Raw genomic sequence first — 11232 nt, forward strand, 5'->3', positions numbered from 1 at the left:
ATCAGAGACAGCCCCTGCCCCTGCCCCTGCACCCAGCAACGCAAGGCCATCCGGAGGATCATCGTGAGCGAACCGCTCGTCCCGGTCGAGGTGCTACTCGTCGAGGATGATCCCGGGGACGTGCTGATGACCCGGGAGGCCTTCGAGGACCACAAGCTGCGCAATCATCTCAATGTGGTCAGCGACGGCGTTGAGGCGCTTGCCTACCTGCGCGGCGAGGGGGAGTACGCGGGCGCGCCCCGCCCCGACCTGATCCTGCTCGACCTGAACCTGCCGCGCCGCGACGGGCGAGAGGTGCTGCGCGAGGTCAAGGCCGACGAGCGGCTGCGGCGGATCCCGGTGGTGGTGCTCACCACCTCCGAGGCGGAGGAGGACGTGTTGCGCAGTTACGACCTGCACGCCAACGCCTACATCACCAAGCCGGTCGACTTCGAGCGGTTTGTGGCCGTGGTGCGCCACATCGACGACTTCTTCGTGACGGTCGCGCGCCTGCCCGGGCAGTAGGCCGGCCGGCCCGCCCGCGACCGCACCGCCGGGTGACATCGCGCTGGTGGGACATCTCACCAGCGCGGCCGGCGGCATCGGCGTGGCCGGCCGTCCACAGGGTGGATGACCTGCCTGGCGGTGCCCGTCCGGTCGGTCGCGCCGGGTCTCGGGCGGGGCGAACATCGGGAATTCGGTGCGCAGCGCCGGTCGCGCTGCGCACCGGTGGGGCTCTCGTCGCCTAGAGTGCGGCTCATGGCGACCGGACCGGAACCCGCCCAGCGCCGCGCCCGCACGCAGCGGCAGGCGCTCGCGGATCTGCTCACTGACCTCGGCCCGGGTCATCCCACCCTCTGCGCCGGGTGGAGCAACCACGATCTGGCCGCGCATCTCGTCACCCGGGAGCGGGTGCCCTGGGCCGCACCCGGGCTGCTCTTCAACAGTCTGCATGGCATCACCGCGCGGGCCGAGCGGTCCACGATGCGTGCCCACACCTATCCCGATCTGGTGGAGACCTTCCGGGCCGGACCGCCGTGGTGGCAGCCGACCCGGCTCGGGCTGATCGACGATGCGGCGAACTTCGTCGAGTTCTTCGTCCACGCCGAGGACATCCGCCGTGCGGACGCCGGCTGGGAACCGCGTGAGCTGGACGACGTGGGCCGCAACGCGATGTGGGCGGCCCTGCGGCTGATCGGATTCGCCGGGTTCCGCCGGGCGGGGCTCGGCGTCGTCGCCGAGCGAATCGACCGGCCGGGCCGGCGCACCCTGCACGCCGGCGAGCCGACCGTGGAGATCATGGGCCTGCCGGAGGAGCTCGTTCTCTACGCGTTCGGGCGAGGCGAGGTCGCGCGGGTCGAGGTGCGTGGCGCCGACGGCGACGTCGAGCGCCTGCACGCCGCCCCCGTCGGTCTCTAGGCCGTCCCGGCTGCCCCTGATCCGGCGGCGATTCGCACCACATCGGGGGCCTGCGCGTCGGCGGGGAGTACCTGCGGGGGCGCGGGCTGCGAGGCTGGCGGGATGGCTCAGCAAACCCGTCTGGCCGCGCGGGTCGTGCTTGTCGACCCTTCCAACGCGGTGCTCCTGCTCCGGTCGCACGATCCGACCCTCGACAACGCACCGCAGTGGTGGCACGTGCCCGGCGGCGGCCTCGACGAGGGGGAGAGCACCGAGCAGGCCGCGGTCCGGGAGGTGTTCGAGGAGGTCGGCTACCGCCTCCCCGACCCGGGCCCGGAAGTCGCCACCCGCCGGGCTTTGTTCACCTACCTGGGCCGCACGTTCTGGCAGTTCGAGACGTTCTTCGTCGCACGGGTGCCCAACCGCCCCGAGGTCGACTCGTCGTCCTGGACGGACATCGAACGCCGGTCGATCCTCGGCTGGGCCTGGTGGACCGTGCCCGAGCTGCGGGCGACGGAGCAGACCGTCTACCCGACGGGTCTGGTCGGCCTCATCGACGGCTGGCTGCGATCGGGACCGCCGGCGGCGCCGATCCGGCTGTGACGGCGCCCGCCCGCCAACCCCGCCCGGTGGGTCGGCGAGCGCGGTGGGTCGGCGAGCGGGCTGTGACGGCGGGTGGGCTGTGACGGCGGGTGGCGGCCCACCGCGGGGTCACCGCGGCCGGCCCGCCACCCGGTTTACCACAGCGAGGCGTAGGCGGCGGCGCCGTTCGGGTTCTCGTTCGGGTTGAGCAGGGACGAGTGCACGTTGTTGGCCTCGGAGTTGTTGAAGTACGTCTCGTAGGCGAGGACGTCCCGGTTCGCGGCGAACGTCCGGTACATATTGCGGACGTAGACGGGGTTGTCGCCGCCGGCCTGCCCGGCCCGGCCCGCGCCCGTGTCGGACCTGCCGACCAGGCCCCATTCCGGGACCGAGAACTGCTTGCCGTGCTGCCGCGCGAAGGCGATCACCGAGCACAGCCCGGCCGACTCGGCGCACTGCGTGGCGAAGGCCGCGTCAGTGGTGCTCGCGGGCCACTGGTCGTAGGTGTCGATCCCGATGATGTCGACGTACTGGTCGCCCGGGTACACCGACCAGGCACCGCCGCTGTGGGCGTTGAGCGCCCAGTCGATGCGGGCCTGCGGGTCCGTCGAGCGGATCGCGCCGACGACCTGCCGGAAGCAGTTCACCCAGGTGGTGGCGTTCGTCTTGGACACAGACCAGGGGAACCAGTTGCCGTTGAACTCCCAGGCGAGTCGGACGATGCTCGCCGGGCGGCCCTTGTTGACCAGCCAGCGACCGAAGTCGGCCCAGTGGCTGGAGTAGGCGCCGCTCGCGCACGAGTTCATGTCGCCGCCGCCGTTCGGGAAGAAGGGCTGCGAGATGATCCACGTGCCGTTGAACGTCGAGAACTTCTCCGGCCCGCTGCCGACCCATGGGTTGGTCATGGTCTGCCAGCTCGACCGGTCGCTGAAGGTAAGCACGGCGTTGACGGGCGAGCCGCGGAAGCTCTCCCACGCTTGCACCTGCGTCATCGAGCCGGCGGAGACGCCGCTCATGCCGCCGGGCACGGAGCCGCCCCCGCGGCTGACGGGCACGATCGGAGCCTGGGCGGCCAGTGGCTGCGTCGTTGGCTTCGTGATCGGCTTCGTGGCCGGAGACGACGCCGGGTTGGTGGCGGTCGGGACTCCCGGCTTCGCGGTGGTCGGTGCACTACCCGCGGCCGGCCGGCTGGGGGACTGCGCGGCGACCGTGGTGTGATTGCGGCCCGGGCGGCCCGTACCGGCCGACGCGCTTGGGGTCGCCGTCGGGATGCCTCCGCGGGCGCGCGCGTGGACGTGGGCGGCGGTGGCCTCGACGGTGGTGGATCCGTTATCGCCGGGGGAGGAGCCGCCTTCGGGGGCGATGTTCCAGCCGAGGGCGGCGGCCAGCAGGGCCAGGACGCCGAGTGAAGCGATCCAGGCGGGGTGGTGCGGACGGCGGCGGCGACGTCGGGAGCCGGCTCGGGCTCTGGGTGGACTGGAGTTGTTCTCCGGTCGGTGTTTCACCGCGGATATCCCTCCGTGCGTGGCGGTGGCGTCGTCAGAACCCCCCCGGGTCCCTGCTTCGGTATCGAAGCTGATGACCTCCATGTCGCGCAGCGGCCTGAGATGTATGGGGTTGGCTGCCGGGTTACCCCCTCGGTGCCCCGGCTGCCTGCCTAGTTAGATAGCACGGGACACTACACGGATAGAATCTAGGACGTTGTCCCAGCTCGGGCGCTATGGGCGATTAGTCCGGCCTGGCCACACCTGAACCATGTGTGCTCCTTGTGGGAGCCGTGGGTTTGATGTGTCTGGCCCCCTCGGGGAGGGGCCCCCGACCGCACGCCGGCCCCGGGCCCGGCGGTTGCATCCGATCACGCCTCGTGGTGTGGACATATGGCGGGCGGAGATCCCGGTTGTGCCACAATGTGCGCGCGGACTGGGGTGCCGTGGTGACTCACGTCGATGACTCACGGGATTCGCCGCAGCGATCGGGGTCATGGTCGGCGCGCGCCGGCGACACCTGGTCTGGCGCCCCGGTGGTCATGGCAGCCGGGCGCGGTGGCGGCGGGGCTTCGGCCCGGCCGCCCCGCCGACATCAGGAGTGCACCGTATGTCCCAGCCACCCGAGTACCCGCCAGGCGGGTACCCGCAGGGCGGTAACGACCAGGGTGGCTACGGCCAGGGCCAAGGCGGTTACGGCCAGGGTCAGGGCGGCTACGAGCAGGGCGGTTACGGCCAGGGTCAGGGCGGCTACGAGCAGGGTGGCTACGGCCAGGGCCAGGGCGGCTATGGAGCCCCTGCGCCTGGCTACGGACCGCCACCCGGCGGGTACGGCGCACCGCAGGGCTACGGCAGTCCGGAAGGCTACGGCGCTCCTCCCGGCTACGGCGTTCCCCCCGGCTACGGGGTCCCCGGGGGATACGGCGGCCCCGGTGGGTTCGGCCCGCCGCCGCCGTACGGTCGACCGATCCCGAACTACCTGTGGCAGTCGATCGTCGTGACCGTCCTGTGCTGCCTGCCCGCGGGCGTCGTGGCGATCGTGTTCGCGACCAAGGTCGACGGCCGCCAGCGGATCGGCGACATCAACGGGGCGCTCGCCGCCTCGAAGAAGGCGCGGATGTGGTGCATCATCGCGGTGCTCGCCGGTGTGGCGTCGTTTGTCATCTTTTTCATCCTGGCCCTGGTCGGCAGTTTCGACAGCAGCTCGAGCACGTCGTACTCGACGCTCGGGCCGACTGAGGTCTGAGGCGCCCCGCGGTGTCCAGCCCGCCCGGTGGTGAGCGTCCAGATCCGGCCGACGCCGGGCCGCCCTCGGCGTGGAACCCGCACCCCGACTACCCCAGCTACCCCGATCGTCCTGGGGCCGTGGGCTGGCCGGGTGGTTCCGGTCAGCCCGGCGGGTACCCGGAGCAGCAGGCGGGCGGCGGCGCCGCGGATCGGCCGATCAGGACCTACCTGTGGCAGTCGCTTGTCGCGACGCTGCTGTGCTGTCTGCCCACGGGGATCGTGGCGATCGTCCATGCCACCCAGGCGCAGACCCGGCTGCAGGCCGGCGATCTTCTGGGTGCCCGGCAGGCGTCGGGGCGGGCCAGACGTTGGTGCATCGTCTCGCTCATCGCCTTCGCGGTGGTCCTGCTGGTCTACGTGATCGCCATCGTGATCATCGTGGCGATCGCGTCGCGCAACGACTGATCCCGTCGCTCGTGCCGTCCGGGCTCGTGATCTCGCCCGTCGGCGCGGGGCGGGATGGGACGGCCGCCGCCGGTGACCACGCGGGATGTTCCCGGGCGGCCCACCAGCCGGGCACCATGCCGGTGCGCATGCCGACGCGGGCGACCGGGTCGTGGGCCGCCATCCACAGGTGCCCGACGACTCCGAAGAACAGGCCGTAGGCGAGCAGGTCGTGCACGAACGTGGCGCCGGTGCGATAGCCGACCGGGATCGGGCCCAGCGGCCCGGCCCCCCACTGCATGATCACGCCCGTGCCCTGCATCACCAGGGCGCCTCCCGCCGCGAAGGCGGCGAACAGCTTCTGCCCGGCGTTGAACTTTCCGACACCGGCCGCGATCCGGGTCCGTGCGGCGGCCCGCCGCCACGAGCCGAACCGCAGGCTGGCGCGCAGCCAGGCGCGATCCGCCGCCGTGAACCGATTGAGCGCACGCAGGTTGCGGCGGTAGTCGGCCGACGCGGCCGCAGCCAGCATCGGCACCGGCAGGGCGAGCCCGGTGTAGAGGTGAACGGTCTCGACGAGCTGACGGCGACCCACCAGCCGGGCCAGCTGCGGCAGGTAGAGCGTCGCGCCGGTGAGCAGGCAGCAGCCCATCAGGGCCGCCGTCGACCAGTGCACCCATCGGGGCACCCGGCCGAACCGGCGCACCAGGCCCGACCCGGACGCGATCCGCTCTGCCGCGGGTGTCGCGCCGGCATCTGGTGCCGGGGTGACGGCGGACCCGGGCGGGTCGTGCGGGTCGGCGGGCGGCGGCGGGTCAGACGGCTTCATCGGCCCGCCCGTTCGACCGGCCGACCCAGCCGTCGACGTCGTACCCCTGGCGTTCCCAATAGCCCGGGGTGACCGTGTCGACCACCTCGATCTCGCCCAGCCATTTGATCGACTTGTAGCCGTACATCGGCGCGACGTACAGCCGGACCGGTCCGCCGTGGTCGTGCGTCACCGGCGCGCCGAGCATGGTCAGGGCGACCAGGACGTCTGGTCGGGTGGCCTGGTCGAGGGTGAGGCTCTCGGTGTAGAGGCCGTCGAAGGAACGGAAGGTCAGCGCGGTGGCGGAGGGCCGTACGCCGGCGGCCGCAAGCAGGTCGCGCAGTGGCACGCCCGACCAGTGCACCGCCCCGACCCGCCAGCCCGTCACGCACTGGAAATCGCGCACGAGAGTCGCCTGCGGCATCCGGCCGAGGTCGGCCAGCGTCAGCGTCATCGGCCGGTCGACCAGGCCATGCACGCGTAGTCGGTAGTCGGCCGGGCCGAGTCGGGGGACGCTGGAGGTCACCGTGTAGTAGCGGAAGCCCCCGACGGGCACGAGGTCGGACAGCCCCGTCGGGTCGTTTTCTCGGATCGGAGCCACCACCCGCTCGGCGGCGCGTTCTACCGGCGCCCCGAACGCGACTCCCGCGGCCCCGAGGGCGATCATGCTGAGGACGACCCGTCGCCCGACGGGTGTGCCATCGGATGCCACGCTGCCCAGTCAACACCGCCGTCGGTCCATTCGGAGTGCCGGGCCGGGGGACGACAGCATTCCGTAAGGACTCGGGGCGCCGTCAGACCGGGCCGTCGCGTCCCCCGACGACGGCCAGGACGCCGAGGATGACGACGCCGGCGGCGGTCGCGGCCAGACACCAGGCGCGGCAGCGGCGCGAGGCCAGCCGGGCCCCGGCCAGGTCGCCCCGGGCGAGCCGGTCGGTGGTCCGCAGCGAGTACACCAGCCCGAACGCCCCGACCGGCGCGCACAGGATGGTCGCCATGATGGACAGGCCGAGGTGGTTGCGGACCCGCACGGCCCGGTGGCCGGGAGCCCGCCGCTGCGGCAGCCGGTCCCCGCCATCAGGCGGGACGCCGCTTTCGGGCCGCCCGCCGCCCTCGGGCGGGATGCCGTTTTCGGCCCGGATGTTGAAGTCGGTGCGCGTGCTGAAGTCGGTGCGCGTGCTGAAGGCAGCCCGGGTGCTGAAACCAGCGGTGGCGGTGGAACCAGCGGTGGCAGCGGAGTCGGTGGGGGCGCTGTAGTCGGCGTGGGTGGCGTGATCGGTGCGGGTCGCGGGACCGGCGGGCTCCGCGCCGGCCGTGGACCCCGACCAGGTCGCCCGGTGATGGGGCTGGGTGCCCGGCCCCTGGAACCGGCTCGTCGGATAGCCGGTCGAGTAGTGGTGACCGCTGGAGAAGAAGTGGTGGCCGGCGGTGTCGTCGCTGCCCGCGACCCCACGAGTGGCAGGCCGGGCAGGGCCGTCCGCGGGCGGCTGGGTGGCACGGCGGTCCCGGGCCGGTGAGGTGGTGCGGAGGTCCCGGGCCGGTGAGGTGGCGCGGGTGTCCTTGGACGGGCGGGTGGCATGCGCGTCCCGGTGCGGGCGGCCGGTGCGGGCGTCGTAGTCGTCGCGCCACTTGTCGAGCAGCTCGTGCGCGGTGATGATGAGCTGCATCGTGCGGATCGAGCCGGGATGGCGGCTGGCCGGATTGTCGGGGTGGTGGGCGCGGACTCGGGCCCGGTAGGCGCGGCGGATCTCGGTGCGGTCGGCGGAGCGGTTCACGCCGAGGACGGCGTAGGCGTCGGTCCCGTCGAGCTCGCGGACGAGCCGGTCGAACGGGCTCACCCAGGGCTCCCCTGTCGTCGGCCGGGCGCGTTACGTGGTAATCATAGGCTTTTGTCGAGGCTGCCGCCCGCGTCCTGTCGCATTTGCGTGATCAGGCGGTGACGTCCCGGCGGGACAGAGCGACCGCCCCGAGCACGGCGGCCCCGACCGCGTAGCCCGCCCCGACCAGCAGTGCCGTCCCGTAGCCGGCCTCAGCGACGCCGCCCTGGCCGATCGCGTCGAACACGAGGCCGGGCAACACGCGGTTCGACCCGCCCCACGACTCCTGGATGATGTGCTCGATCGGGAACGTCCAGGCGACCCCGACCGCCAGCGTGAGCGCCGTCGAGCGCAGCACGAGCCCGAGTACCGTGCCGACCACGCCGAAGAAGGCTGCGGCTACCAGCGCGTCGAGGTAACCCGAGGCAAGATGCCCGAAGCCGGCGGCGCTCCACCAGGCGGACGTGTCGATCCCGCGGAGCGCGGCGACGGCGAGCCCGACCGCCAGGCTGAGCACGAGTGCGGCGATCAGCGCGACGGCGACCAGGACGAGCATCAGCGTCATCCGGCCGGCGAGCCAGCCCAGCCTGCGGGGTTCGCGCAGGAACAGCGTTCGCAACGTCCCCTGGCTGTACTCGAGGGTGATGGTGATCGCAAAAACGAGGAAGATCAGTAGGCCGGTGAAGCTGCTGCCGCCGGTGAAACCAAGGGCCGCTCCGGCTGCCGTCGACACCTGCCCGGTGGTGACGTCGAAGCCCACCGGCCTGCCGGTGGTGGCCGCACCGGACCCGCCGGCATCGGCCATGCCAATGACCAGGACGGTCGACAGCACGCTGAGCAGGGCGAGGATGCCCATCGCCACCGCGGTGCTCGGCCGCCACAGCTTGATGAGCTCGGCGCGGAAGGAGCGCCGAGCCGCCAGGACGAGATTCATCGCGACATCTCCAGATCGGTCGTAACGTGTACTGAGGTCATGGCGGCGGCATTGATGCGGGACTGCGCGACCAGGCTCTGGTAGCGGTCCTCCAGACTGAGCCGGCGGGGCGACATCTCGATGAGAGTGACGCCGCTGGCCGCGGCGGCCCGGTTGATGCCGGCAAGCAGACGAGCGTGCTCCCGAGAGTCCGCCGGTCCGACGCTCAGACTGGCGACCACGTCGTGGGGGCGGCGGACCGCCGGCACCGACAGGCCGGCGAGCAGGTCCGCGAGCAGCGCGACGTCCTCGTCGTGTTCCGGGCGCAGGACGATGTCATGGGCCCGGGTGGCCATCAGGCTGTCGGTCGGGCCCTGGTAGGCCAGCCGGCCCCCTTCGACGACGATCAGCCAGTCGCAGATCTGTTCCACCTCGGCGAGCAGGTGCGAGGAGACGAGCACGGTGCGGGTGCGCCGCGGCCCACCGGGTACGGCGGCTGCTGAGGCCGGGGCCGGGGCCGGCGCCGCGGCCAGTGTGCGGATGAGCTCACGCATGTGGCGGATGCCCGTGGGGTCCAGGCCGTTCGTCGGCTCGTCGAGGATCAGCAGGTCCGGGTCGGGGAGCAGGGCGGCGCCGATGGCGAGCCGTTGCTTCATCCCCAGCGAGTAGGACCGGACCCGGTCGCCGCCGCGGCCGGTGAGACCGACCTCGTCGAGGATGTCGTCCACCCGGGCGGGATCCTGGCCGCCGAGGGCGGCGAGCGCGGTGAGGTTTCGGGCGCCGGACAGCGCCGGGTACAGGGCCGGACTCTCGATCAGCGCGCCGACCCGCGGCAGGTAGGCGGCGGGCGCGTGCAGCGGCTGCCCGAGGACGGTGCCCCGCCCGCCGCTGGGGCGGACCAGGCCGAGCAGCATCCGCAGCGTCGTCGTCTTGCCGGCGCCGTTGGGTCCGACGAAGCCGGCGACGACGCCTTCGGGAACGGTGATGTCGAGCTCGCTGACCACGGTCCGCCGGCCGTACCGCTTCGTCAGACCGCGGATGTCGATGGCGTGGCGCGGGCCGGAGGTTGTCGTCATGCCGATCAGCCTGTCGGCCCGGACCGGTGCCGTCGTCCGTCGACGGGCGACACCGGCGTACGCAAATGAGCGTCGCCCGGCGGTGTACCGGTACGCGCGGACGCGGGAGGTGCGGTGCGCGCCGGGTCCGAGCGCGCCGGGTCCGAACCTGCCTGGTCAGACCAGGCCGGCCTGGTTGGCCAGGACGGCGAGCTGGGTCCGGTCGCGGGCGGCGAGCTTCACCATCACCCGGCTGACGTGGGTGCGGGCCGTCGCGGGGCTGATCACCAGTCGGGCAGCGATCTCGTCGTTGGACATCCCGTGGCCCACGAGGCTCATGACCTCGCGCTCACGCACGGTAAGCCCGCTCAGATCCGGGGCCATCACCGCCGGCCGGCGAGCGAACGTCTCGATGACGAGCCTGGTCACCGTGGGAGAAAGGAGCGACTCGCCCGCCGCCACGACCCTGATCGCCCGCAGCAGGTCCGCGGGCTCGGTGTCCTTGAGGACAAAGCCCGAGGCGCCGGCGCGCAGGGCCTCGAAGACGTACTCGTCCAGTTCGAAGGTGGTGACCATGACGAACCTGGTCGTGGCCAGCTGTGGGTCCGCCACGATCGTCCGCAGCGCCGCCAGGCCGTCGACCACCGGCATCCGGATGTCGAGCAGCACCACGTCCGGCCGGGTGGCCCGGACGATCTCGATCGCGGCCCGACCGTCCTCGGCCTCACCGACGAGGTCGAGATCGTCCTCGGTTTCGATGAGGACCCGCAGCCCGAGTCGGACCAACGGCTGGTCGTCGGCGATCACAACCCGAATCAAGCGCGCACCTCCGCCTGCTCGCGGCCGCCCACCGGCAGCGGCAGCTCGGCCCAGACCCGCCAGCCGCCGTCGGGCACCGGGCCGGCGGACAGGATGCCGCCCAGTTCCGCGGCGCGATCACGCAATCCGGTCAGCCCTTGACCGCCCTGCCTCCCTCGGCCGGGGATCGCGTCATTCTCCCGCGCCGAGCCGCCGTCGCGAAACGGTCCGGACAGGTCCGGACGCTCGGCGGTTTCGGGCCGGTCAGCCCAGTCGGATGGCTGTGACGGTTCGGGCCGGTCGATGACGTCGAGCGTGAGCCGGCCTCCCGCCGTGGCCAGGGCCACCCGGACCCGAGTCCGGCCCGGCGGTGCGTGGCGCAGGACGTTCGTCAGCGACTCCTGGATGATCCGGTAGGCGGCCAGGTCGAGGTCGGCGGGTAGCCCGGTCAGCCGATCGGCCTCGTCCTCGGCGACGAGCTCGATCGGAACGCCGCACAGTCGCACCTCGCGCAGCAGCGACGGCAGTCGGCCCAGCCCGGTCAGCGGCGGCGCGGGCAGCCGGCTCGCACTGGTCGCGCCGAGGGGACCGATCGCGCCGAGGGGACCGATCGAGCCGATGGCGTCCCCATCCGCGCCCCGCGATCCGTCTTCGCCTCCGTCCCGGCCAGGCCGGGAGCCGTGGTCGTGGTCGTGGCCGGAGTCGGAGTCGGGGGTGGGGTCGGGGG

The 11232-nt window shown here is 72.5% G+C and carries 13 protein-coding genes; 5 read left to right on the forward strand and 8 right to left on the reverse strand.

Annotated features, from left to right (window positions below; translation table 11 throughout):
• Nucleotides 1–63 precede the first annotated feature (63 nt).
• The 3 genes from NBZ83_RS24180 to NBZ83_RS24190 all read left to right on the forward strand — a co-directional run bounded on the left by NBZ83_RS24180 (nt 64) and on the right by NBZ83_RS24190 (nt 1980).
• Entirely contained in the window at nt 64–504 is a 441-nt protein-coding gene (locus NBZ83_RS24180) for a response regulator (RefSeq protein WP_261557730.1), read from the forward strand.
• 234 nt (nt 505–738) lie between these two features.
• On the forward strand, nt 739–1398 hold the full coding sequence (locus tag NBZ83_RS24185; RefSeq protein WP_261565604.1) for a TIGR03085 family metal-binding protein: 660 nt from the start codon (nt 739–741) through the stop codon (nt 1396–1398).
• A gap of 102 nt (nt 1399–1500) precedes the next feature.
• A complete protein-coding gene (locus NBZ83_RS24190) occupies nt 1501–1980 on the forward strand; it encodes an NUDIX hydrolase (RefSeq protein ID WP_261575862.1) in 480 nt (159 codons plus the stop codon).
• 134 nt (nt 1981–2114) lie between these two features.
• Here the strand turns inward: NBZ83_RS24190 and NBZ83_RS24195 are convergent, their stop codons facing one another.
• Complete coding sequence (locus NBZ83_RS24195; protein ID WP_261565601.1) at nt 2115–3464, reverse strand: glycoside hydrolase family 26 protein; 1350 nt, start codon at nt 3462–3464, stop codon at nt 2115–2117.
• A 589-nt stretch (nt 3465–4053) separates the two neighbouring features.
• On the opposite strand from NBZ83_RS24195, the gene NBZ83_RS24200 reads away from it, so the two are divergent.
• Both NBZ83_RS24200 and NBZ83_RS24205 read left to right on the forward strand, forming a co-directional pair.
• A complete protein-coding gene (locus NBZ83_RS24200; protein WP_261575863.1) occupies nt 4054–4689 on the forward strand; it encodes a CD225/dispanin family protein in 636 nt (211 codons plus the stop codon).
• A gap of 11 nt (nt 4690–4700) precedes the next feature.
• Nucleotides 4701–5135 carry a CD225/dispanin family protein gene (locus tag NBZ83_RS24205; RefSeq protein WP_261575864.1) on the forward strand — a complete coding sequence of 145 codons (435 nt, stop codon included), beginning with the start codon at nt 4701–4703 and terminating at the stop codon, nt 5133–5135.
• Here NBZ83_RS24205 and NBZ83_RS24210 read toward each other — a convergent pair.
• From NBZ83_RS24210 to NBZ83_RS24240, 7 genes are all read right to left on the reverse strand, one after another.
• On the reverse strand, nt 5104–5943 hold the full coding sequence (locus NBZ83_RS24210; RefSeq protein WP_261575865.1) for a cytochrome b/b6 domain-containing protein: 840 nt from the start codon (nt 5941–5943) through the stop codon (nt 5104–5106). The genes NBZ83_RS24205 and NBZ83_RS24210 overlap by 32 nt on opposite strands.
• Nucleotides 5930–6589, reverse strand: a complete 660-nt coding sequence (locus tag NBZ83_RS24215; protein ID WP_261565593.1) for a molybdopterin-dependent oxidoreductase — start codon at nt 6587–6589, stop codon at nt 5930–5932. Before NBZ83_RS24215 ends, NBZ83_RS24210 begins: the two co-directional genes overlap by 14 nt.
• Nucleotides 6590–6716: 127 nt before the next feature.
• Complete coding sequence (locus NBZ83_RS24220) at nt 6717–7760, reverse strand: CD225/dispanin family protein (protein WP_261575866.1); 1044 nt, start codon at nt 7758–7760, stop codon at nt 6717–6719.
• A gap of 91 nt (nt 7761–7851) precedes the next feature.
• Nucleotides 7852–8673 carry an ABC-2 transporter permease family protein gene (locus NBZ83_RS24225; RefSeq protein ID WP_261565589.1) on the reverse strand — a complete coding sequence of 274 codons (822 nt, stop codon included), beginning with the start codon at nt 8671–8673 and terminating at the stop codon, nt 7852–7854.
• On the reverse strand, nt 8670–9728 hold the full coding sequence (locus NBZ83_RS24230; RefSeq protein ID WP_261575867.1) for an ATP-binding cassette domain-containing protein: 1059 nt from the start codon (nt 9726–9728) through the stop codon (nt 8670–8672). The genes NBZ83_RS24225 and NBZ83_RS24230 overlap by 4 nt, the downstream gene beginning before the upstream one ends.
• A 156-nt stretch (nt 9729–9884) precedes the next feature.
• Entirely contained in the window at nt 9885–10526 is a 642-nt protein-coding gene (locus tag NBZ83_RS24235) for a response regulator (RefSeq protein ID WP_261565586.1), read from the reverse strand.
• The coding region (locus tag NBZ83_RS24240) for a sensor histidine kinase (RefSeq protein ID WP_261575868.1) at nt 10523–11232 on the reverse strand (710 nt) is incomplete at its 5' end. The genes NBZ83_RS24235 and NBZ83_RS24240, both read right to left, overlap by 4 nt.

It is taken from the genome of Frankia gtarii, assembly GCF_025403375.1.
GTDB lineage: Bacteria > Actinomycetota > Actinomycetes > Frankiales > Frankiaceae > Frankia > Frankia gtarii.

What these genes read in the sequence shown, in the direction of transcription:
- NBZ83_RS24185 (WP_261565604.1), top strand. Translation starts at nt 739, where the DNA reads ATGGCGACCGGACCGGAACCCGCCCAGCGCCGCGCCCGCACGCAGCGG.
- NBZ83_RS24190 (WP_261575862.1), top strand. Translation starts at nt 1,501, where the DNA reads ATGGCTCAGCAAACCCGTCTGGCCGCGCGGGTCGTGCTTGTCGACCCT.
- NBZ83_RS24200 (WP_261575863.1), top strand. Translation starts at nt 4,054, where the DNA reads ATGTCCCAGCCACCCGAGTACCCGCCAGGCGGGTACCCGCAGGGCGGT.
- NBZ83_RS24210 (WP_261575865.1), bottom strand. Translation starts at nt 5,943, where the DNA reads ATGAAGCCGTCTGACCCGCCGCCGCCCGCCGACCCGCACGACCCGCCC.
- NBZ83_RS24215 (WP_261565593.1), bottom strand. Translation starts at nt 6,589, where the DNA reads ATGATCGCCCTCGGGGCCGCGGGAGTCGCGTTCGGGGCGCCGGTAGAA.
- NBZ83_RS24225 (WP_261565589.1), bottom strand. Translation starts at nt 8,673, where the DNA reads ATGAATCTCGTCCTGGCGGCTCGGCGCTCCTTCCGCGCCGAGCTCATC.
- NBZ83_RS24230 (WP_261575867.1), bottom strand. Translation starts at nt 9,728, where the DNA reads ATGACGACAACCTCCGGCCCGCGCCACGCCATCGACATCCGCGGTCTG.